The 22,779-nt window shown below is 40.4% G+C and carries 25 protein-coding genes and 1 tRNA gene; 6 read left to right on the forward strand and 20 right to left on the reverse strand.

What is annotated here, in order from left to right:
- Nucleotides 1–138: 138 nt before the first annotated feature.
- From fliS to flgK, 7 genes are all read right to left on the reverse strand, one after another.
- A complete protein-coding gene (gene fliS / locus C9J46_RS04255; RefSeq protein WP_107205490.1) occupies nucleotides 139–540 on the reverse strand; it encodes a flagellar export chaperone FliS in 402 nt (133 codons plus the stop codon).
- 52 nt (nucleotides 541–592) lie between these two features.
- On the reverse strand, nucleotides 593–892 hold the full coding sequence (locus C9J46_RS04260) for a flagellar biosynthesis protein FliS (protein WP_107205489.1): 300 nt from the start codon (nucleotides 890–892) through the stop codon (nucleotides 593–595).
- A gap of 12 nt (nucleotides 893–904) precedes the next feature.
- The gene (gene fliD, locus C9J46_RS04265) at nucleotides 905–2,290 is read right to left on the reverse strand and encodes a flagellar filament capping protein FliD (protein WP_107205488.1); all 1,386 of its coding nucleotides are present in this window, start codon (nucleotides 2,288–2,290) and stop codon (nucleotides 905–907) included.
- A gap of 11 nt (nucleotides 2,291–2,301) precedes the next feature.
- Nucleotides 2,302–2,727 (reverse strand): flagellar protein FlaG, encoded by a 426-nt coding sequence (locus tag C9J46_RS04270; RefSeq protein WP_107205487.1) that lies wholly within the window; start codon nucleotides 2,725–2,727, stop codon nucleotides 2,302–2,304.
- Between the two features lie 70 nt (nucleotides 2,728–2,797).
- The gene (locus C9J46_RS04275) at nucleotides 2,798–4,216 is read right to left on the reverse strand and encodes a flagellin (protein ID WP_107205486.1); all 1,419 of its coding nucleotides are present in this window, start codon (nucleotides 4,214–4,216) and stop codon (nucleotides 2,798–2,800) included.
- Between the two features lie 201 nt (nucleotides 4,217–4,417).
- Nucleotides 4,418–5,653, reverse strand: coding sequence for a flagellar hook-associated protein FlgL (gene flgL, locus C9J46_RS04280; RefSeq protein ID WP_107205485.1), 1,236 nt, complete (start codon nucleotides 5,651–5,653; stop codon nucleotides 4,418–4,420).
- A gap of 12 nt (nucleotides 5,654–5,665) precedes the next feature.
- The gene (flgK, locus tag C9J46_RS04285) at nucleotides 5,666–7,999 is read right to left on the reverse strand and encodes a flagellar hook-associated protein FlgK (RefSeq protein ID WP_107205484.1); all 2,334 of its coding nucleotides are present in this window, start codon (nucleotides 7,997–7,999) and stop codon (nucleotides 5,666–5,668) included.
- Nucleotides 8,000–8,233: 234 nt separating this feature from the next.
- On the opposite strand from flgK, the gene C9J46_RS04290 reads away from it, so the two are divergent.
- A complete protein-coding gene (locus tag C9J46_RS04290) occupies nucleotides 8,234–8,422 on the forward strand; it encodes a flagellar hook protein (RefSeq protein ID WP_107205483.1) in 189 nt (62 codons plus the stop codon).
- 95 nt (nucleotides 8,423–8,517) lie between these two features.
- Here C9J46_RS04290 and flgJ read toward each other — a convergent pair whose 3' ends face one another.
- From flgJ to C9J46_RS04345, 11 genes are all read right to left on the reverse strand, one after another.
- Nucleotides 8,518–9,504, reverse strand: coding sequence for a flagellar assembly peptidoglycan hydrolase FlgJ (gene flgJ, locus C9J46_RS04295; RefSeq protein ID WP_107205482.1), 987 nt, complete (start codon nucleotides 9,502–9,504; stop codon nucleotides 8,518–8,520).
- 42 nt (nucleotides 9,505–9,546) lie between these two features.
- Nucleotides 9,547–10,638, reverse strand: coding sequence for a flagellar basal body P-ring protein FlgI (locus C9J46_RS04300; RefSeq protein ID WP_006646763.1), 1,092 nt, complete (start codon nucleotides 10,636–10,638; stop codon nucleotides 9,547–9,549).
- A gap of 45 nt (nucleotides 10,639–10,683) precedes the next feature.
- On the reverse strand, nucleotides 10,684–11,454 hold the full coding sequence (gene flgH / locus C9J46_RS04305) for a flagellar basal body L-ring protein FlgH (protein ID WP_199187034.1): 771 nt from the start codon (nucleotides 11,452–11,454) through the stop codon (nucleotides 10,684–10,686).
- Nucleotides 11,455–11,509: 55 nt separating this feature from the next.
- Nucleotides 11,510–12,298 carry a flagellar basal-body rod protein FlgG gene (flgG, locus tag C9J46_RS04310; protein ID WP_107205480.1) on the reverse strand — a complete coding sequence of 263 codons (789 nt, stop codon included), beginning with the start codon at nucleotides 12,296–12,298 and terminating at the stop codon, nucleotides 11,510–11,512.
- Between the two features lie 16 nt (nucleotides 12,299–12,314).
- Nucleotides 12,315–13,064: a flagellar basal-body rod protein FlgF gene (gene flgF / locus C9J46_RS04315; RefSeq protein WP_107205479.1), complete on the reverse strand. Its 750-nt coding sequence runs from the start codon at nucleotides 13,062–13,064 to the stop codon at nucleotides 12,315–12,317.
- A gap of 174 nt (nucleotides 13,065–13,238) precedes the next feature.
- A complete protein-coding gene (flgE, locus tag C9J46_RS04320; RefSeq protein WP_107205478.1) occupies nucleotides 13,239–14,633 on the reverse strand; it encodes a flagellar hook protein FlgE in 1,395 nt (464 codons plus the stop codon).
- A gap of 6 nt (nucleotides 14,634–14,639) precedes the next feature.
- The gene (gene flgD, locus C9J46_RS04325; RefSeq protein ID WP_107205477.1) at nucleotides 14,640–15,365 is read right to left on the reverse strand and encodes a flagellar hook assembly protein FlgD; all 726 of its coding nucleotides are present in this window, start codon (nucleotides 15,363–15,365) and stop codon (nucleotides 14,640–14,642) included.
- 17 nt (nucleotides 15,366–15,382) lie between these two features.
- Nucleotides 15,383–15,799: a flagellar basal body rod protein FlgC gene (gene flgC / locus C9J46_RS04330; RefSeq protein WP_045082774.1), complete on the reverse strand. Its 417-nt coding sequence runs from the start codon at nucleotides 15,797–15,799 to the stop codon at nucleotides 15,383–15,385.
- A 2-nt stretch (nucleotides 15,800–15,801) separates the two neighbouring features.
- On the reverse strand, nucleotides 15,802–16,197 hold the full coding sequence (flgB, locus tag C9J46_RS04335; RefSeq protein WP_005370239.1) for a flagellar basal body rod protein FlgB: 396 nt from the start codon (nucleotides 16,195–16,197) through the stop codon (nucleotides 15,802–15,804).
- A gap of 152 nt (nucleotides 16,198–16,349) precedes the next feature.
- Nucleotides 16,350–17,177 carry a protein-glutamate O-methyltransferase CheR gene (locus tag C9J46_RS04340; RefSeq protein ID WP_045148043.1) on the reverse strand — a complete coding sequence of 276 codons (828 nt, stop codon included), beginning with the start codon at nucleotides 17,175–17,177 and terminating at the stop codon, nucleotides 16,350–16,352.
- A gap of 66 nt (nucleotides 17,178–17,243) precedes the next feature.
- Nucleotides 17,244–18,179 carry a chemotaxis protein CheV gene (locus tag C9J46_RS04345; protein ID WP_107205476.1) on the reverse strand — a complete coding sequence of 312 codons (936 nt, stop codon included), beginning with the start codon at nucleotides 18,177–18,179 and terminating at the stop codon, nucleotides 17,244–17,246.
- 150 nt (nucleotides 18,180–18,329) lie between these two features.
- Here C9J46_RS04345 and flgA point away from each other — a divergent pair, with 150 nt between their 5' ends.
- The 3 genes from flgA to C9J46_RS04360 all read left to right on the forward strand — a co-directional run bounded on the left by flgA (nucleotide 18,330) and on the right by C9J46_RS04360 (nucleotide 19,933).
- Nucleotides 18,330–19,037, forward strand: coding sequence for a flagellar basal body P-ring formation chaperone FlgA (gene flgA, locus C9J46_RS04350; protein ID WP_107205475.1), 708 nt, complete (start codon nucleotides 18,330–18,332; stop codon nucleotides 19,035–19,037).
- 120 nt (nucleotides 19,038–19,157) lie between these two features.
- Nucleotides 19,158–19,469 (forward strand): flagellar biosynthesis anti-sigma factor FlgM, encoded by a 312-nt coding sequence (flgM, locus tag C9J46_RS04355; protein WP_105060722.1) that lies wholly within the window; start codon nucleotides 19,158–19,160, stop codon nucleotides 19,467–19,469.
- 35 nt (nucleotides 19,470–19,504) lie between these two features.
- Nucleotides 19,505–19,933 (forward strand): flagella synthesis protein FlgN, encoded by a 429-nt coding sequence (locus tag C9J46_RS04360; RefSeq protein ID WP_107205474.1) that lies wholly within the window; start codon nucleotides 19,505–19,507, stop codon nucleotides 19,931–19,933.
- Nucleotides 19,934–19,935: 2 nt separating this feature from the next.
- Here C9J46_RS04360 and C9J46_RS04365 read toward each other — a convergent pair whose 3' ends face one another.
- Together C9J46_RS04365 and C9J46_RS04370 are read right to left on the reverse strand one after the other, a co-directional pair.
- Nucleotides 19,936–20,397, reverse strand: a complete 462-nt coding sequence (locus C9J46_RS04365) for an LPP20 family lipoprotein (RefSeq protein WP_107205473.1) — start codon at nucleotides 20,395–20,397, stop codon at nucleotides 19,936–19,938.
- A 10-nt stretch (nucleotides 20,398–20,407) separates the two neighbouring features.
- On the reverse strand, nucleotides 20,408–21,043 hold the full coding sequence (locus C9J46_RS04370) for a FlgO family outer membrane protein (RefSeq protein WP_005370226.1): 636 nt from the start codon (nucleotides 21,041–21,043) through the stop codon (nucleotides 20,408–20,410).
- Between the two features lie 144 nt (nucleotides 21,044–21,187).
- On the opposite strand from C9J46_RS04370, the gene C9J46_RS04375 reads away from it, so the two are divergent.
- Nucleotides 21,188–22,324: a flagella assembly protein FlgT gene (locus C9J46_RS04375; protein WP_107290590.1), complete on the forward strand. Its 1,137-nt coding sequence runs from the start codon at nucleotides 21,188–21,190 to the stop codon at nucleotides 22,322–22,324.
- Nucleotides 22,325–22,370: 46 nt separating this feature from the next.
- A tRNA-Arg gene (locus tag C9J46_RS04380) sits at nucleotides 22,371–22,447 on the forward strand.
- Nucleotides 22,448–22,779: the final 332 nt, after the last annotated feature.

The raw sequence follows: 22,779 nt of genomic DNA on the forward strand, positions 1-22,779 counted from the left end.
TGATACCAATACAAGGATAGATAAAACAATAGGACGAATATTGCGCATTTACAGCTATTCATCCTATATTTGAAGAGTTATTACCATTTTTTATAGTGTTATCCTGCCTATATGCATTTTAACACTTAACTTTATTAATTAACTCGCTTCACTTAAATGATGATACTCAGTTGGGATTTGATCCCACGCTGATTTGATCTCACGTAGCATACCAATCACATCATCAATGGGCTTAGTTTGGTTTTCGGCATTTGCTCGGCTGATCTCTGCAGCCATAAACTCATATAGGGCATCAAGGTTCTTGGAAATATCACCACCGTCTTCCATTGATAAGCAATCACGCAGACTTAGTACAATATCTAATGCTTTGCTTAAACGCTCGCATTTAACCGCAACATTGCCTTGCTCCATTGCCGCTTTTCCTTGAATTAAACGCTCAATCGCCCCTGCATACAGCATTTGAATAATACGGTGAGGAGAAGCACTGGCTAATTGTGCGTTTACTGAAACTTTTTTATATGCCTGAAGAGAACCACGCATGATGTAATCCCTTATTTAATAAGTGAAATCAAAATCAACAAAACCAAGAAGGCTATAAACCGTTTTGTTGAATATTGCTATACAGTGATAACGATTGTTTGCTCTTTTTAGAACGCACTAATCGCTCGCCAATAATGTCTTTGTGTTTTTGAATTAAGCTTTTTAATGCTTTCGTTCGTGCAACCACATCATCAAACACGACACGCGTTAAATCAGGTTGCCCTAAGATGTTTTCTACTTCTTGATGACGCAGAGCAACCAAATTTTCCAATTGTTGAGGAAAATCATCAGGATAATCTTGCTGCTGCAAAAGCTGTTCAATCTGCTGTTCGAGTTGAGTTAATTTTTCCATTTTTCATTCACTTTAAAATGTCATTAGGCTCATCATGGTATTCAGCTGATTATTCATTTTTCCAATAGCTGCATCCATCGCGGTAAACTGTTGATAGGTTCGTTCTTCATAAGCTTTCATTCGCTCATTTAAATCATCCATATCATCGTTTAATCTGTCTTGCTGCTCTTTTAAACTTTTCTCTTTATTGGTTAGAGAGCCGTCCGTTGAACTGGTGTAACCTTTAAAAATAGCTTCAGCCTTATCAAGAAAGCCTTTTTCATCGGTATGGAAGAAAGAATTAAATGCATTAAAATTATCTTTTAAAGACTCATCTAACTTTTCATCATCAATCTCGATTTTTCCATAACGGTCAGTGGTAATACCAAAGTCACTTAAGCTATAAGTTCTACCATCAACTTCGATACCCGCATTCATCATATTTCGCATTTGACTGATAATTGAACGGGTTAAACTATCACCGTTTAATGGCCCACTAGATTTAGACTCTGTATCGTATTTACTTAAACTATCAGCGGTATCGATAAACTCATTGTACTTTTCAACAAAGTCTTCAATTGAAGACTTTGCCGTTGAAGTGTCGTTGGTGATATCAATCGTTGCGAACTTAACATCGTCAGTATTTGTGAGTTTTTTAATATCAAGCGTCACACCTTCAATGGCATCTTCGATTTTATTACTACTACTAGTGATCTCGGTGAAGTTATCAATTTTTATTTTGGCATCAACACCGTTTTGCATCTCAACCATATCGGCATTGGCTGTTGGATTGGCAGGATCAAAGCTTAATTTGGCTAGCTCGCCCGTCATCCCTGAAGCATCAATAGAAATTTCATTGGCAACACCGGTATCAGTGCTTGAAAAAACAATTTTCGAACCATTGGCATCATTAATAACTGTTGCCGTTACACCAGGGTTATCTGCAGAATTGTTAATTGCATTCAGTACATCTTTTAAGCTGCTTTTATCTTGATCAATGGTGACAGACATGGTTTTACCATCAACGGTAATTTCCAAATCGCCCGATCCCAGTTGTGCTTTAGGATCGGCATCAAAAGCACTGTTAGTGACCACTTTATGAGATTTGGCAATTTCTAACACTTCAACGGTATAACTACCATTTTTTGCTTTATCTGATGCTTCAACAGAGACAAAATCTTTCTCAGATGATTTAGCTGATTGACCTGCAAATACTTTATCTTCAGCAAATTTTTTCACCATATCTTCTAAACCAGATACCGCCGATTTAATTTGCCCGTAGCCACTTAACTGTACTTCCAGTTTTTGTTGCTGCTCTTTAATGCGTTGCTCTTTTGGCGTACGCTCGGCGGCAACCAATTGTTGCGTCATGCCCGCCACATCTAAGCCAGAAGCTAAACCACCTGCACTTAACCCCATGAGTTTTCCTTTTACACTTTATGACTTAACGAGCCTAAACCGTACTTGGCCAAATTTTTGTTTAAATCTAGCAATTCTTGTGCCGGAACTTGGCGAATAACTTCACCCGTTTTGTTATCAACTATGGTGGCAATTGGTTTACCTGACTCATCATCTTGATGGAAACGTAACGAACGATTGGCAGATTGTAATGCCATTTCAATCTGCTTAATTCTCTCTTGTTCCGACTTTTGCTCTAGCAAAGATGAATTAAGGGGATCGTCAATGTCACTGGAATCAATAGGATTAACAGCCTTTATCGATGATAGGGAAGATTCAGAGCTAACAGTTTGTTGCTCTACACCTTGAGGGGAAGTGTGACGAACTTTCTTATCGCCTTCCATATCCTGATTAGAGGTTAAAGACGATGAAAAGATAGTTATCGGATTGATCGCCATAGCCAGTCCTTAGCGATATCGCTGTAAGTAAAAAGCCCTGTATTGAATATACAGGGCTTCATTTGAATGATTAACCCAGTAGGCTAAGTGCCGCTTGTGGGATCTGCTTAGCTTGCGCAAGAATTGAAGTACTTGCTTGTTGCAGAATTTGGTTCTTCGTCATGTTAGTGGTTTCAGCTGCGAAATCGACATCTTTAATACGGCTGTTTGATGCATTTACGTTTTCATTGATGTTCGCAAGGTTATTTAACGTGTGGTTAAAACGGTTTTGTACCGCACCCAAATCTGCTCGTTGTGAGTCAATCCCAGCAATAGCTGCGTCAATAACGTCTAGTGCGCCTTGAGCACCACTCTGACTTGTAATATCGATATCTTTAACAGTACTTAAAGATGAGTTACCAGCTGCAGTAGTAATGGCTGTAGCAGTACCAGTTACCGTAAACTTATCACTAGAACTAAAAGTTAATTCAGAATTAACTACAGCACCACCAACATTAACAGTAGCAGCTGTACCAGCAACTCCCGTTGAAGGATCAACTGCCGCCATAGTTAATGTACCGCCTGCAGGACCTACAGCTTTAATACCTGCAACATCTTCAGCTTCGATCTGCAATTTACCTGTAGACTTATCATAAGTAGCATTATAACCATCTTTACCGATATCACTTGCAAGCTCAGACATATCACCATTATAAGAGCTTAAGTCATAACTTGTTGTACCAATCTCCAGTGTACCAGTATCGGAAGCAGTCAAATTATCCAACTCAACACGAGCCGTAGCCTTAGCTTCAACACCAGTACCCAATGCACTCAAGGCATCAGCTGCTGCTTTAGCATCCATTGTTGAAATATCAGTAGTAGCTGAAACACCATTTGGACCTGATAAAACTATATCACTTGCGCCTGTTGCTAAACCGTATGCTGTGCCTGCTGCTGCTGCTGCGCCAAATACAGTACCAGCACCTGATTTCTGGTGTTGACCAATATCGCCAGAAGCAACACTTGATAATGAAACATCAATAGTCTCATTCGCATTTGAGCCAACTTGGAAGGATTTCGTACCGAAAGTACCATCTAATAACTGTTGACCACCAAACGTTGTAGTATCTGCAATACGGGTCATTTCTGTTTGTAAGGCACTTACTTCTTTTTGAAGTGCTTCACGGTCTTCAGCTGAGTTTGAGCCATTCGCTGCTTGAAGAGACAAATCACGCATACGTTGAAGCATGTTTGTTGTTTCTGACATCGCGCCTTCAGCGGTTTGCGCCATTGAGATACCGTCGTTGGCATTACGCATTGCTACGTTTAGACCGTTTGTTTGGCTGGTTAAACGGTTTGAGATTTGAAGACCTGCAGCATCATCTTTTGCAGAGTTAATGCGAAGACCAGAAGAAAGTTTTTCCATGCTATTAGCAACGCCGTTGCTTGCACCGTTTAGGTAACGCTGGGCGGTCATTGCAGAGACGTTAGTATTAACTGTAACAGCCATAATTGTAGCTCCTTGATTTGATACCCAGCGATTCCCGGGCTAACTAAGTATTTCCTGTTGTGATTTCTTTAACGGCACGGCGAGAAAATGCTTTAATGTTTTTTTTTATTTTTTTCTTATCAAGGGTTAACTTTATTTTTTTACAGTAAGTTAGACAAAAAAAAGCGGCAACTTATTGCCGCTTAATTCTATGACAGATAGCTATAAATAATTAAATAATGTGAGTTCTTTTGTCTTATTAAACGCAGCCTGTGATGCTTGCAGTGCCATCGATTGTTCATTCATATCAATGATCGCTTTGCTGTAATCAAGATCTTCTAAGCCGCTTTGTGCTTTATTCAAGGTTAATTCAAAATCTTTGTGTTGTTCGCCCTGTCTATCAAGGGTTTGTAACACACTACCAACCTGCGAGCGCTGCTGGTTCATGTGAATGAATGCGCCATTTAAATCATCAATAACACGTTGTAAATTGGCATTACCTTCTGCTGATGACGTTGGCTGCTCTGCGTTGTTAATCGCATCTTTAAGAGAATCTAAAACGTTAAAGGTTTTACTCGGGGTTAACGCGACACTATCACCCATTTTGATTTCACCATCAAATTGAAAGTCTAACGTCCCCGCACCACCAGCAGCTGCGAGATCAAAGTTTACCCCCACTGTAGGATCATAAGTATTTTGATCTAATAGTACCCCCGTTGTTGGGTCCCCTTGATAAAGTTGATATTCCATTACACCAGCATTATCGACAAACTTAACACTGTAATTGTTGCTGTCATTAGGATTGCTATTTGTTGCCGTTAAAACATGTAGCTGCGAGTCTGATTGTAAACCAGAAAAGTCAGGCCGGTAATCACCGTAAGGGTTGGGTATCGCCATGAAGACATCATTACCCGTTAAGCTGGTCTTCACCTCTAAGTTTTTATCTATTTGGCTATGACGTGCTTGATCATCCCCTTGATAAACAATGGTTGGTGGCGTTTGTCCATTTTGCATAAACGGTTTGGTGGCTGATTGTGTACCTGCAAAAATATAGTTACCCGATTCATCTTGTGTATTTGCCAGCCCCAATAACTCATCATAAAGGCTCTGCAATTCATCTTTAAAGGCACTGCGATCTTCTGCAGCCATAGCACCATTGATCATGTGAATGACTTTTTGTTTCGTCACATCAAGATTGTTCTCTACACCCGTTAACGTTGATTCCGTCACATTCATGCGGTTGGTCGCTAATGTTATCGCATCTTGATATTGCGTGATGAGTGTCTGCTCTTGACGATAATTCTGAATCATTACTGATGAAACAGGATCATCACCGGCGGTTAATACGCGTCGACCCGTCGCTAAATGTTCATTACTGGTATTTAGTTCACCCTGCTTACGCATTAAATTCGAGGTTAAACTTTGATACTGGCTAGCAGTAGAAACTCGGTTAATCATGATTTACTCCTACTACACGGTACGCATTAAGGTATCAAAGGTTTCTTTAGCCACTGACATGATCCGAGATGATGCCATGTAAGATTGCTGGAACTTCATAAGATTAGCGGCTTCTTCATCAAGATTAACACCCGATAAGTTCGATACTCGCTCGGACGCGGCATCAAAATCCAATTGATTGACTTCTGCAGTTTTATCCGCATTATTCTTTAACATACCAATGTCTGTTGCTAACCCTTCAAACAAATCAATCACACTCGATTTGCCCTCATTCATGGTTTTGCCATGCTGAATTTGCTGCATTGCTAAGAAGTTACTGTTGCCACCTACCGCATTAGTCCGGCCTAAAGTCACCGTGAAGTTATCTCCAACTTGACCATTATCCGTCAGTGACAATGTCGGGGCTGTTTGGCCTGCAAAGGTAATTTCTTTACTCACGTTAGTTAATGGATAAGCCAGTGATTGGACGGTATTACCCGCATCATCTTTTAAATCCATTAGGGTGTTCGTTTGAGTATTCGTTACTGTTAACTTGTCAGAAGCGGTGATGGCTAACGTAAACGTATCACCAATCGCTGCACCTGAAGTTAAACTTGCTACGCTGATTTGATCACCATTGCTAGCAACCATGGTTAATACATTGCCCGTTGTTGTCAGTGGATAGTCTAGCTCGTTAACAACAGTACCCGTAGCATCCACTAAATTAATCGGATTATTTGCAGCATCTACCATGCTAAGTTTATCGCCCGCACCATTTAAGCTAAGGGTATACGTGCCTTGTGCCACTGTGGCACCAGCAGCTTGAATAGCCGTCAGCGTCGCTGTACCAGTGTTACTTGCATTATTGGTCGCTGTTAAATCAGCGCTGTTAATAATGTCGACTCTGTAGGTGCCCGCTAATTGGTCAGGCACTAACCCGCCGGCTTTATTGAGCTCTGCTGTTCCAACGTTATTTGGGTTAGCTTCAATACTGGATATTTTATTCCCTGCTAGGCCACGAGGATCTGACATCTCCACGCTAATGTTTGCCGCACCACGACGCATCGGCTGAATGATGACGGTCTCACTTTGTCCTGCCGCAGGGGGATTGCCCATCACAGTATTCATGGTTAACGTTAAACCATCGACACTGACTGATAAAGGCATTGTCGCCGTTGGAGATATAAGTGGATTGCCGTTTGACTGTTTCATCTCATTGCCAGCGGGATCGATTAAGCGAAAACTATAATCAGTACCATCAAATTCAGTTGTAAGCTGGTATTCTCCCGTTTTTAACGCATTTACATCATCAATTTTGACATCAATGTCAGTTTGGCTACCTAATGGCTTTAATACTCGCTCTTTCATTAAGTTAGGGTTGTTAACATCATAAAAAATAGCACCTCCAACCGCACCTGAGAGATCGGTACCCGATTGCTGCAAATCGTTTATTTGCTTTGAAAAGCCAATCGCCATTCGCCCCATTTCATCGAGGCTTTTATCTATTACATCATCACGGATCGACAACATGGCACCTAATCCTCCGCCAATGTGATCACTTTTAATGGCTTTGGCTTGATTCCCGTTAATTAATGCCATCTGTTTGTCTTCCAAATCAGGATCACCATTAACCATTTTTAATTGTGATGATTCAACGCCAGAAACCAAGGTATCACCGCTACCAATAATGACTTTATCGGCAAGGCTGCCTTTATCCGCCAATACTGTCACTTTGGTATATTTGGCTAATTCATTAATTAAGCCTCGTTGTTTATCCAGCAAGTCATGGTTTTTATCGCCATCAGGCATGCCTTGTAAACTGGTATTAATAGCGGCAAGTTCTTGCCCTAATGCATTCACACGCTCAAGTGTTACATCCAGTTGCTCATTCACATCTCGACGAATATTGGTTAACGTTTCATAAGAATTATTAAAACTTCTTGCCGCTTGTTCGGCATGCTCTAACACGGTTTGACGAGAGCCAAGATCGTTAGGGTGATCTGACAATGAACGTACCGAGTTATAAAAATTATTCATGCTATTAACTGTGTTAACAGCACTTTTTGAGGTGAAATCATCCAGCATCATCATGTGCTGTTGACGAACATTTGAAGCTTCAAGCTGGGTGGTAGAGAGGGTTAATTCACGGGCAGCAAACTGATCATAAGCACGATTAACGCTATCAATGTACGCACCACTGCCGTAATAGTTACCGCCGCTCCATTGTGCATCGGCCGCTTTTTGATCGACCACCTGACGGCTATAACCTGCGGTATGCACGTTACTAATATTATGGCTGGTTACATCAAGTTGCTTTTGCGATGTACGCAAACCACTGATACCAAGCTGCATTAAATCCGACGCCATATTAATTCCCTAACTCATTAACAACGTGATGTTTTATATCAATCTTAATGACGCTTCTTCATATAAGGCGTGCATTACGATAGCTTCTTTGCAAAAATCGAACCAATTAAAAATAATAAAAGTTTTTTTAATTAAACGATTATTTTTGAGTATTTAAAGATGGTAATAAATCGCTATTTGTTTATAATTTAAAAGCTCAACCCAAATTAAAATAAAACATAAAGGATAATGATTATGAACTTATTAGTATCAGGATTAATTGGTTACGCATTAAAAGAAGTTGTTGTGCCACTCGTTAATGATCATTTTGACGACAAAAAAACAGAAGAAAAGCAAGTACCTGAAAAAGAAGTAGAAAATGCTTTATTTGAAAGTAACGATCTAATTAAAATGGTATCGAACATTATTGACATTGTTGTATAACCCTATATTTCAGATGCTAAAAAACTTCCATCAAATATTATTTGATAGAATATAAATGTTTTATTTTAATCCGCTTTTTTATATATCCCTTCTTTTTACATTAATGTTTTTACCTTTTTCATTACTGCTAATACTTTATTACTGTAATTAGGATCGGTGGCATACCCTGCTTTATGTATTTCTCGAATAAATTGATTCGGCTCACCACTATGTTTTAACGCAGTTGAATAACGTGGGTTCTGTTGTAAGAACTTCACAAAATCTTGAAAGCTATCTTGATAAGAGCCATAAGAGCGAAACGCCGCATTTTCTTGTACAGCAACACCGTTATGATATTCCAATGTACGCGTGGCAACCTTTTGCCCACTCCAACGTGGATCGGCTTTAATATTAAATAAGTTGTTACTCGTTCCTGCCGCATTTTTGATCACTTTTTTACCCCAACCGGTTTCTAACGCCGCTTGCGCTATCAACATTGCAGGATCGGTGCCCAACGCACGTGCCGCTTTCGTTGCATACGGTGCCATATGATCAACAAATGCTTGTGGCGTTTCAAAACGATCAGGTTCTGGTTGTCGTAATGGCGGCTGAACATCAGCGGTTTGTAATCGCTGCTTATATTTTTCTAATACCTGTTGTGCCGCAACACTGTTTTGATCTTCTCGTTGCGGTAGTGTTAATGGCTGGGATTTATTATCGATTGGGCGAATCTGCAATGGATCCGTATTGTCTTTTTTCGGGAATAAATCTGTCGTTGGAGTATGCGGCTTTTGTTCGTTATCTTCGCCACCCAATTGCTTAACAATCATATCAGCCAAGCCCAAACTTCCAGTGGTGCTTAGCTGAGATGACATCTGCTCATCATGCATTTGCTGATAAAACTTACTGTTATTGCTACTCATTAAATCAGATTCAAACGCTTCGTTCGCTTCGCGCATTGACTTAAATAGCATCTGAGTAAAGATAGACTCAAACTGATTAGCCGCCTGACGCAATGATCCCTTTGAATCTTCACCAATACCCGCACGTAGACGGTCTAGGTTACTAATATCATGGACAAAACCGGGATCAATTTGCTTCATATTATAATCCTTGTTGATTACTTTTTAGTTAAATCATCAGGGTTAAATGATGATTAACTGCCCTTCAATGGCACCCGCTTGTTTCAGCGCTTGTAAAATTGCCATTAGATCTGATGGTGCGGCGCCCACTTGATTCACCGCTCGAACAAGCTCATCTAACGACACACCGGGCTCAAACTTAAACATGCGTGCATCAGATTGCTGTACGTTGATATTACTGTTCTCCACCACGGTTGTTTCACCACCAGCAAAGGCATTGGGTTGACTCACCTGTGGATTTTCTTTAATGGAAACTGTCATACCACCATGGGTGATTGCCGCAGGTTTTAACTTCACATGCTGGCCAATAACAATGGTACCAGTACGTGAGTTTACGATAATTTTCGCGGAGCCTTCTGCCGGATCAAACTCTAAGTTTTCAACTGTTGATAGGAACGCAACTCGCTGGCTAACATCGCGTGGTGCTCGCACTTTTATTGATGTTGCATCGACAGCTGATGCCATTTGAGGCCCTAAAAACTGATTAATAGAATCCGCCATACGCTGCGCCGTGGTAAAATCTGAATCATGCAGGTTAAAGGTTAAGTAATCACCGCGTCCAAATGGGTTCGGGACTTCTTGTTCAACCATTGCACCGTTAGAGATTCGACCTACCGTTGGCGTATTACCGATCACTTTAGAGCCATCTGCCCCTTCTGCACTAAAGCCACCAACCACCAATGTACCTTGAGCTATTGCATAAACCTTGCCATCTAAACCTTTTAAGAAAGTTTGCAATAACGTACCACCTCGTAAACTCTTGGCGGAACCAATTGAAGAGACGGTAACATCAATGCTTTGACCTTGTTTGGTAAAAGGAGGCAAAGTGGCATTAACGGCAACAGCGGCAACGTTTTTGATCTTTGGCTTTGTACCTACCGGCAATTGAATGCCGAAATTTTGCAACATGGCATTAAAGCTTTGATCGGTGAAAGGCGTTGTCTCGCCAGTACCAGGCAAACCAACGACTAAACCATAACCGACGAGTTGGTTACTACGAACGCCTGCAACAGAAGCGACATCTTTAATACGTGCCGCATCCACAGTGCCAGATAATAAAATTAATCCAGTAATAATAATTGCGCGAAAATTCAATGGATTCTCCTGTCCCTAACGCTATGTTTTGACAAAATTGGCTGATTAGAAAGCAACGTTAAAGAAACGTGATAACCAATTTTGCTCTTGAATATCTTGGCGATCACCGGTACCTGAGTATTGGATCCGCGCATTAGAAATACGTGTTGATGCAATGGTGTTATCTTGGCTAATATCGTCAGGTCTAATATGTCCGCTAACCCGAATATATTCTTCGCCAGTGTTAAGCATTAGCCATTTTTCACCACGTACAACCAAGTTACCGTTATTTAAAACCTCAACCACTTCAACTGAAATAGAACCTTTAATACTGTTACTTTGATCGGCAGAAGTAGAGCCTGCAAATGTGTTGTTGTTCGACATACCATAAGACAAGCTGTAATCACGAATGGTGACGGGTTTCCCCCCTAGCTCTATTGGCTTCATATTTAAATCGGTAGATTTATCTAAATCTGAACTTGCACTCTTTTTCGCTGCGGTTTTTTCTTCGAGTAAAATTGTGACGATATCACCAATACCACGGGGCTTAGTGTCGTCATACAGATCTTGCACTTGTGATTGATTAAATAAAGAGCCTGTTGCGGTTGCGTAATGCTCAGGTTTATCTTGTGGACGAACAGGATTCCAAGCGGGATCGCCCGCTTCTGGATCTTCGCGTTTACGGATCCGATCAATCAGCCCTTTCGACTCTTTCTCTTTACCTTCTACCGCATCAACATTGGTGGTGGCTTTTTCAATATCACTGCCAGCAACATCAGGTGGTGTAGATACACAGCCGGTTAATGCCAAACTTAATAGAAGTAATGATTTTTTCATCCACTGACGATTCATTTTATTTACCTGAGCGCAATTCATTCATTACCACCAATCATTACAACTGCTGGTTAACGTAACTCAACATCTGATCAACAGTTGAAATCACCTTCGAGTTCATCTCATAAACACGTTGTGCTTCAATCATATTCACAAGCTCTTCCGTCACGTTTACGTTGGACGTTTCAAGCATAGATTGGCGAATAGAACCATATCCTTCTAAGCCTGGCGTTCCTTCTTGAGGATCACCACTCGCGCCGGTTGGTAAGAATAAGTTCTGACCGATAGGCTCCATACCACCTGGGTTAATAAAGTCGACAGTCGTAATTTGCCCCAAGGCTTGGTTTTCTTGCTCTCCACGAATACGGGCAGAAACTTCACCATCAGTACCGACGGTGATGCCTACCGCATCTTCAGGTACCACAATCTCAGGCTGGACAGGATAGCCACTACCACTGGTAACCAATTGACCTTCAGAGTTAATCGTGAACTGACCATTACGGGTATAACCTATGTTGCCATCAGGTAATAGCACTTGGAAAAAGCCATCACCTTCGATCATCATGTCCATGGCGTTATTGGTGGTTTGAGTATTACCTTGAGTAAAGACTTTTTGTGTCGCAACCACTTTTGAACCCGCCCCCAACATTAAACCTGTTGGTAATGTGGTATCTTGAGTTGACTGACCGCCCGGTTGATTAATATTTTGATAAAAGAGATCTTCAAAAACCGCGCGACCTTTTTTAAAACCAACGGTTGATGCGTTAGCCAAGTTGTTAGAAATAGTCGAGATATTTGTCTGCTGCGCGTCAAGACCGGTTTTACTTACCCATAGTGCTGGATGCATTGTTCTGTCCTTTTAATTAGCCAATACGCATAAGAGAAGAAGAGGCTTTATCCATTTCTTCTGCGGTTTTCATCAGTTTTACTTGCATTTCAAAGTGGCGCTGAAGATCTATCATGCTGGTCATTTCAGAAACCGCGTTCACGTTACTGCCTTCAAGCATACCTTTCGCCAGTGTTACACTGGCATCTGCATCAAGCGGAATACGCTCGCCGATGGACTTAAATAAACCATCAGTATCTTTAAATAACGCTTGATTATCAGGTTTAACCAATTTGATGCGATCAACGACTGCGATTGCATCAGGCGGCGCACCTTGTGGTAAAACCGACACTGTACCGTCTTTACCAATTTCAATTTTACTGATCGGAAGTGGGATAAAAATAGGACTGTCGTTTTGGCCTAATACCAATTGACCGTTACTGTTTTGTAGCATGCCTGTTTGATCAATTTTTAAATGTCCAGCACGGGTGTAAGCTTCTTGGCCTTTTACATCCATTACAGCAAGCCAACCATCACCTTCAATAGCAACGTCTAAATCACGTCCGGTATTGATCACTGAACCTTGTGCAAAATCATTACCTGGACGCTCAGTCATTGAAAACACTCGGCTAGGTAGACCTTCACCATAGGCTTGCATACTACGCGCCTGTTGTAAGTCGGCACGAAAACCTGTTGTACTGACATTTGCCAAGTTATTGGCATGAACTTGCATACCATACATATCTTGTTTTGCGCCACTCATGGCAAGATACAGAGCACGATCCATTTTTTGACACTCCTATTATCTAACAGCATCAATAAAGCAAAAACTACGCCAATTATATTTATTGTTTAATAACAGTACATTGAGAGAAAAAGAGCAAGAAGATAATGCGGGAGGGAAAAAAATTGCCGCTTCAACGAAAAGGTAAAACGGCAATAGGACTGGAAAGGATAAAGCTTAACGAATTTGTAGAATATTCTGTTGTAGTTGGTTATTCACATCTAGTGCACGAGAGCTGGCTTGGAAGTTACGTTGCGCAGTGATCAAATCCACCAGCTCTTGGGTCATATCAATATTTGATTGTTCAAGCGTTCCGCTTTTAACAGAGCCAAATGAACCTTGTGATGCATCGCCCCAAATCGCCTGACCTGATTCTTGGGTGGTATTCCAAAGCGTGCCACCTAACTGTGCTAACCCTTGTTCATTAGAAACACGGGCTAAGGCAACACGTCCTACAACGATATCTTTACCATTTGAATAAGACGCTAAAATATTGCCTTCAGGATCAATATCAACTTTTGATAAATAGCCTGTTGTCGCGCCGTCTACATCTTGAAATTTGCGCACTTCAAACGCTGAAGCATATTGCGTCGGATCATCATAGTTCATGGTTAACGATTGCGTAGGATCAGCACCACCGACATCAATACCAGCAGAAGCGAATGTCTCCATTTGGATATTTAATGGCATTGGTGGGGTTGCCGGAACTGCAGGTGGATTACCAGGGTCTCCAGGATATGGCTGACCATTTTGATCAAATCGCATCCGATAGCCTGTCACTACAGGGGCTGCAGGGTTTGTATTATCAATAACTTGATAAGCTGCAGGGATGCTTGCTGGATCTGGCTTTAATAACCGCTCTTGACCACTGTTATTGGTAACAGTTTGATGCACTTCCCATGTATTAGCATTGGTTGGAACGGCATTAGGATCATATTTAGCGACATAATAAGTCGTCATTTTATACGGTTTACCTAATGAATCATAAATCGTTGATGACGTTGATTTATTGAAAGAATCAGGATCTTTAAAGTCAAATGGACTATTTTTAGGCGTTGTTTCTTTATTAGGTAAATTTAAAGACACTTTGATTGTGCCTGATTTTGTTGGCTGACCAAATACATCATCAATTTTCATCGATTTTGCTTCATAAGAAGCCACGGTATTTGAATCTTTATTGACAGGGTAACCCAGTAGAAACTTACCTTCAGAGTTCACTAACTCATTTTCGTTATTTAGATGAAATGCACCATTGCGAGTAAGATTATTATTCGAAGGTTCATTCTTATTATCTGCCACAGCAAAAAAACCCGAACCAGATACACGTAAATCTAATGGGTTATTGGTATAAATACTAGAACCTTCATGGAACTGTTGTGCAACCGTTGAGGTTTGTACGCCCCCACCCGTTGTCGTTTTACCATTAGAGAAAATCGAATTAGAATAGACATCACCAAATTCAGCACGTGATTCTTTAAAACCAAAGGTGTTGGCATTGGCTATGTTATTACTGGTGGTATTTAGATCTTTTTGAGCTGCACCTAGACCGCTCAACGCAATGTTCATACTCATATTCGATTATCCTTTTTGTGTTGCTTTGCCAATTTGTAGAACATCAGCCAACTGAACTGGCTTATCGAAACCAGCAAGGTTTAACATCACCTGACCGTCGTTATTCCCTAATAAAACACTATTCACGTTTGCGTGTGTAAGCACTTCAAAATTCTGGCTTTCGCCTTTTACATTGCCTGACACAGAAAACTTATACATACCTTGCGGCATAATATTGCCATCATCATCTTTACCATCCCATGTAAAGGGATGTTCACCGGCTGATTTAGCACCAAGACTCATGGTTTTAACCAATTCACCTTGTTCATTTTCAACGCGCAACATTGCGTTATCAATGCTTTGCGTTAAACGCGTCATGCCAGACATTTCGCCTTCGCTACTGCGCATTGCGGTTGAATTAGGAATAAGTACATCTTGTCCAACAAGAGAAGAAGCTTGTAGTGCTTGATTTGACGTCATCGCACTATTTAATGAGCCAAACTGCTCATTCATTTTGTTAATGCCATCAACGGTAGCGAATGATGCCATTTGCGCGATCATTTGATCATTACTCACAGGTTTAAACGGATCTTGCTGTGCTAACTGCTTGGTTAGTAATGACAAGAAATCATCTTGCTTTAGCTGATTTTTTCCTGTGACTTCTTGCTCTTGTTCGACTTTCTTATCTTGCATGCTTTTTAGCTGGTCAAGGTAAGAAAGATTGCTGGTTCCTGCACCATTAACTGTGCTCATAATGACAACTCCTTACCTTATTTGCCCATCTGCAAGGTTTTCATTAGCATCTGCTTACTTGCATCGGCTACCTGAACATTATTTTGATATGAACGAGATGCTGAAATCATATTCGCCATCTCTTCCATCACATTAACGTTGGGCTTATAAATAAAACCTTCAGCATTTGCCATCGGGTGCTCTGGATTGTATTCAGCTGATAGCGGCTTATCACTTTCAACAATACCTTTAACTTGCACAGGTACGCTGCTGCTTTGATGATAAGACGCAGAATTTAATGCGGCGGCAAAAATAGGATGACGGGCTTTATAAGTTTCTTCTGCTGAACTACTGACACTGTTGGCGTTAGCAAGGTTACTTGATGTGGTATTTAAACGTACAGATTCAGCACTCATTGCCGATCCCGTTACATTAAAAACATTAAATAAACTCATTATTATTCCCCTTTCAATGCCTTGCTCAGGTTCTTAAATTTAGAACCTAAAAAATCCAACGATGCTTGATATTCAATACTATTTTGCATAAACAAGTTTTGCTCTAGTTGGGCATCCACCGTGTTGCCATCCCCTGTATCCGGCTGTGTTGGCACACGATATTTTTGCTCGCCACTGACTTGTGTAGAGGCATTAATGTGCCGCCCATTTGTTCGGCTTAGGCCAATATCTGCCCCAGATGTTGCCGCTTTAAGCGCACGACTGAAGTCTAAATCTTTTGCTTTATAGCCAGGAGTGTTGGCATTAGAGATATTACTCGCTAGGGTTTCGGCACGTTTTTCACGTACGCCAACAGTATACTGATGAACCCCTAATGCTTTATCGAACGAAATGGACATATCTTGCCTCCACAATTACTTAGCAGTAATGAAGCAAAGACAGTGCCAATTTTAAGAATTGAGAAATTAAGAAGATGGTTGGTAACTAGAGAGGAGAATAATTAACTAAAAAGCGCTACACGCAATATTAACAAGCGGCAGCGCTTCTTCAATTAACGGAGTTTATAAATGATGCCAGGGTTACAACGGATCATTTCAAATTTTTCTGTTAACCCTGTTAGTGACTCAGATGCACCTAAGAACAAATAGCCACCAGGATTTAAGCTGGCCGCTAATTGATTTAAAACTTTCGATTTCATCTCTGGAGAAAAATATATCAAAACATTTCGACAGAAAATAATGTCAAACTTCCCCAGCAATGCATAGCTATCTTTAAGGTTCTGCGGCCTAAAATTAACCATTTGTTTAACTTTATTGTTAACCCGCATACGGCCATCACCATTGTCTTCAAAAAACATACGGCGACGCTCCGGCGATAACCCTCGGCTTAAAGCAAGATTGTCATACACACCTGCTCGGCATGTTTCTAGCATCGTCTGTGAGATGTCAGTGGCTGTAATTTGAATAGATGGCAGTAAACCAGGACGCTTAGCTTGGGTTTCCAAAACCGTCATCGCCATAGAATACGGTTCTTGGCCTGATGAACTCGCCGCAGACCAAATTTTGATCGGTTTTTTATTTGCTGCAAGTTCAGGCAAAATTTTGTCTGATAATACGGTAAAAGGATAACCATCACGAAACCATAATGTTTCATTGGTTGTCATCGCATCAACGGCGGCAATACGTAATTCACGATTACGACCTGATAATACATTCTGCAACAAGTCTGAAAGCGACGATAAAGAAAAACGATTCACTAACGGGCTTAAACGACTGCGCACTAAATATTGCTTGCTATCGCCTAATACGATGCCACATTGAGACTCAAGAAATCGGCAAAATTCACGATATTCTTGGTCATTTACAGTTACTGCTGTCATTTACAACTCTTCTTTGTCAGTACATTCGGCATTAAATGCTCAATAATTTTTAATAATTTCAAACTGTTACGCCGATTCAATTGAACTATCAGGCATTGCCCCTTTTACAGCTCGACCCAATTCGTCTGGGTTAAATTTAGGAATAAAAGCATTTGCTCCTACACGTTCAACCATGGCTTGGTTAAACACACCACTTAATGATGTATGTAAAATAACATGTAAGTCTTTTAATTTAGGATCATTTCGTATCTCAGCAGTTAATGTGTACCCATCCATTTCAGGCATTTCAATATCTGAAATAATCAATGCTAGTTGATCATAAATAGAGCCTTGAGCGGCCATTTCACGCAATTTAATAATGGCTTCTTTACCATCTTTTACGAGTACGCATTCACAACCAATCGCTTCTATCGCTCGTTGTACCTGCTTACGTGCAACGGTTGAATCATCAGCAACAAGAACCCGACGCACGGCAGGGCCATTTTCAACCAACTCTTCAAGCACGGTTCCTGTAATGTTGGTATTAACCGGTGAGATCTCATCGAGAATTTTTTCAACATCTAAAATTTCGACCAGTTCACCGTCTATTTCTGTCACAGCAGTCAGATAGTTACTTCGACCAGCCCCTTGAGGAGGTGGAAGAATCGATTCCCAATTCATATTAATAATGCGTTCAACAGAAGACACAAGGAAACCTTGAATAGAACGATTAAATTCCGAAATGATAATAAAGCAATTCGTTAAATCGGTGATTGGGCGTCCACCGGTCGCTAAACTCATATCAATAACAGAAATGGTTTGTCCTCGAATATGAGCAACACCTTTAATCAATGGATGTAAATTCGGCATTGATGTTAATTGGGGACACTGCAGAACTTCTTTAACTTTAAATACGTTAATGCCATAACGTTGACGTCGATTAAGACGAAATGTCAGCAGCTCTAATCGGTTTTGCCCAACTAATTGTGTCCGCTGGTTAACTGAATCTAAAATACCTGTCATTGGATAAACTCCCTGTCGTGTTATAAATCGCGCTCGCGAACACACTTTATCCACTCACGATCACATCTGATAAATAATCAAGATATTAGAATATCTAGCTATAACTGCGAATGTTATAGTAATTCTAACCATGACCAAAGAGCATTTACCGTGACAAGCCACAGAGATCAAAAACTCTTGCCAATTTTTATCGGCCTTTTGCTATTTTTCTTTAGTACAAATATCTTTGCTTCTGATTATAACGTGCTAGATTCCGTGGAAAAATCCGCTGAAAACTTAATAAAACAGCAAGTTACCTTACCAGAAAAAGGGAAATTAAAAGTTACAGCAGCAGAGCTTGATAACCGTCTTCGTTTTTCTACTTGTTCAGCGCCACTTGAAGCCAGCCTACCCGGCAAACAAAACTTAAGTGGTAATGTTACTGTGCTTGTTAAATGTCCTACCGAAAACTGGCAACTTTATGTCCCTGTAAATGTACAATTAACACTGCCTAAAGTTGTCGCCAGCGTCGCTCTTGGTCGAGGCATGGTTATTACTCGAGATAAACTTTCCGTTCAAATGGTTGAAAGTCGCTTCCAACGAGGCAATAGCTTTGAAGACCCTAATGAAATCATAGGATCAAAAGTTAAACGCTCAGTAAAATTAGGAGAAATGATCCAAGCCCGTGATATTTGTTTAGTATGCCGTAACGACACTGTCATTATCCGTGCCGGAACAGGCGGACTAAATATAGTAACAGAAGGCAAGGCACTGTCAGATGGAGCTATCGGTGAAGAGATCCGAGTTCAGAATAAAACATCAAGACGCATGATTGATGCTATTATTACCGCAGTTGGTGAAGTAACCGTAAAGTATTAGTCAGAAAAGTTGATTGCGCATGACGATAAATAAATCATTTTATCTTCATAATATTTACTAAAGTCTGTTCACACTTTGCCGATAGCTAGGTATCACAGTTAATTATCAAGGTAAAACATTATGGCAAGTATTGATCACCTACGTGGTGGACAACCTGTAAATACCACACGTGTTGGCCAACAAAAAACAACCACAACGGAAGAGCAAACTACCACCTCAAACATTGCTAAAGAACAGCATGACGAAGTATCTTTAAGCTCTCAAGGTAAAGCTGTGGGCCAAATTCATCAACAATTAGCAACAGAGCCAAGCTTTGATGCAGGAAAAGTGGCAGAGATCAAACAAGCAATTGCAAATGGCTCATATACTATTGATGCCGATAAACTTGCATCAAATATGTTAAAGTTCGAAGACGAGCTTAATGGGCTTTAAGATAACATTTGCATACTAAAATTGAGATCAGCGTAATGAAACAGACACTTGGTCAACTGCTTGAAGTTCAACAAACCACCTTATTGTCTTTAATCGATCTTCTCAAACAAGAAAGAGTGGCAATTACTCGCCGCAAGGCATTAGAAATTGAACAGATTGCCAAAGAGAAGTTAGATCTGATCTACAAAGTCCAACAGCACGATTATTTATTGTCTTCCCATGAAGAGCGCGACCAGTTAACACAGATCAACGATTACCAAACACAAGTGAATACGATTCAAGATCTAGTTAAAGAATGCCAACAATATAATGATATCAATGGCGAAGTATTACAGCGCGCTCACCTCAGCTTTCATAAGCTAAATAACTTATTCCAGCAAAGTCGTGGTCGGCACCAAATGACCTACAATTGTGATGGTGTCGCACAAAATGTTCGTTCATTAGGTACCAACCTAAAAGCGTAAAGTTAAAACATGACTTCTTGTTTATTCGGCACATGAAACACTTCACCGTGTTGCTTCATTCGTTCCATCAAACCAATATTTAACTCCATTTCCGTGACATAACTGTCACCGACAGGATAACTGCGAATAATTTTTGCCCCACGAATAACACCATCTACTGCACCATCTGTACTTTCATACCCTAACTGCTGATCATCAAGCGATGTGGTTGCACTAATGCGTAATCCATAAATTTGCTCTGATAATTCGCGGTAAGCATCTAACTTAGAAGCGCGCATTGCACGAATACTTTTTTCTTCTTTGGTTCGCCCTTTTTGCTCACTAATTGAAGCATACCCTACCGCTTGGATCACATCTTTACTTTGGGTTAAGTCAGGACCTGGAACCGTTGCACTGCCTGATGTTGTATTAGTACAACCTGACAGTAATAACATCGCAGCAGCTAAAGCCACATAATATTTCATTGTTACTTCCTTACGGCTTTAAAATTACATTATTATCAGGACGGTTACGCACATCTGTACGCATAATTACCCCATTTCGTAACTGAATCTTATTCATAAAATCCAAATCTCGACCAATACGCTCTGCCGGAAGAAAACCTTGTGCTGTTGCAATTACGACATTTGAGCGCATACCGATAATTCGAGCATTGATGAGCACCCCACCACTTTGACGCAGCATTGTACCTGTTAGCACGTAATCAACAGGTTGCTGTGACGCTAATTCTTTCCAGTTGCGACTAATACTAAAATCGCCACTACGAGTCACTTTAATTACCCCTGTTGACTTGTAATCAACCACAGTAAAACCACGCTGCTGCATTTGGTACATGAAGTTTTCACTCACCACATTACCGAGCCAGTTGGTTTCCGTCATATCTTGTAAATCAACAAACGAGGTGACGGCTAATGGCGTACTTGCCGTTAAATATTGATTTGACGTTACCAATTGATTCGCTAATCCTTCAATAAAATAATCAACGGTATGTCTTGGCGTGTCTGATAAAGAATAGGCGCCTGATGAGTATTTCTCTTTACCGTTATAAACCGGAGGTGCGGCACAAGCAGTCATCGCTAACGACAACACAATTACAATCCACTTATTCATTACTTCCCCGCCCTCAAATATTGTTTTCTTTATATCGTATGAACATTTAAATTCTTTAATACAAGCGCCCAATTGGGAACACTCTTTGCATTCACTTTTTCATCGAACTATTAAAAAGCAAAAAACATACCTAAATGGGCTTTTATGAATAAATTTTTTTTACGCAGCTTAAGTGCACTTTGTTTGTTTTTTTCATGTTATAGCTCAGCCCAATGGGTTGAAGTAACAGGTGAAGCTGTCATTTTAGAAAGTGAAGAAACAGCACGTGTTAATGCACTAGAAGATGCGGTATATCAAGCGATGAGGCATGCGGGCGGTGAAATAGCGACACTTCCGTCATTAAAACCTTATTTCGCAGAGTCTAAACAACAATACCGTTTTAGTGGTAATGAGATCCGTAATGTAACGGTTCTTGAACAAAAGAAAGCAGGCGGCAAAATGTATGTCACCAGCCGTATCGACATTTACCCATCGGCAAAAAGTTGCCACAAGACCCAATATAAAAAAGGCATTCTATTAGGCAGTTTTTCAATTACAGAGCCACAACAAGCAGCCATGGGTAGCGTTTATAAAATAGGCACTGATTTCGCTTCAATGCTCGGAAAGCAAATTCAAAAACGTTCCCAAAGCTTTATTGTTACTGGTAAAACAACCGTCCCTTTCAGTGCAACCCAAGTATCTGCAATGACGATGCTGGCTGAAGATCACGATGCGCAATATTTAATTGGTGGTGAAATAACAGATTTGACCGCCACCCTTGATGAAAAATTAGTTAAGAAAGATCAAGTTAATCGCCAGTTTGCTGTTTCATTGGAAATAATGGACGGTAAAACAGGCGAGATCATCTACCAAAATAGCTACCGTGAAATTGGGTTATGGCCGTTTTCTCGCTCAAGCCATGTGGATACCAAATCAGCACGTTTTTGGGTTTCACCTTATGGACAGAGCATTCAACGTATCAGCCAAAATATGATGCTAGATATTGAAAGTGCGCTCTCTTGCCGAGCCAGCCTCCCAGAAATCATCAACATCCATAATAATGTCGCACAAATGAACGTTGGTCGTATTCATGGTGTAAAACAAGGTGATAAATTAAAACTTTGGCATAGCGCAGGATTTATTGATCAAAAAGGTATACCGCGGAATCGAATGGTTGATACAAAAATTAGCTTAACCGTTGATCGCGTTTATGAAAAGTCAGCGGAACTTATTGTTAATCAACCAGAATTAGCAGCAAGCATCCAACCTGGTGATTTACTAACCAAGCAAACGCGACGTTAAGAGTATTCCCTTATATTTTTGAAAATATACCGTATAATACTCAAATGCTTCCTTAGCTCAGATGGATAGAGCGTCCCCCTCCTAAGGGGAAGGCCACTGGTTCGACTCCAGTAGGGAGCGCCATATTTTTCAAAGGCTTAGCGATTTTTTATTGCTAAGCCTTTTTTATTTCCACACAATGTAGTGTCGTAACAATACTATATAGATTCAGTCTTTATCACTTCGGGTCGCATGATTTAATCTGCTCTTCTTTGAACAATCTGCTTTATAACGTGTTATTAGCCTTATTTTTGTGGCTAATAAACGGCTACAACTATTATTATCAAAAATATTTTTACTGTTTTAAATCAATAAAATGGATTTATTTAGCTCATTACTTGAAACATAACGTTACAATATTTGAACGTTGTTTTTTATTATTTAGTGTTTATACTGCCAGCACTTCATAACTCTCA

This window comes from Photobacterium sp. GB-36 (assembly GCF_003026135.1).
In the GTDB taxonomy this organism is placed as follows: domain Bacteria; phylum Pseudomonadota; class Gammaproteobacteria; order Enterobacterales; family Vibrionaceae; genus Photobacterium.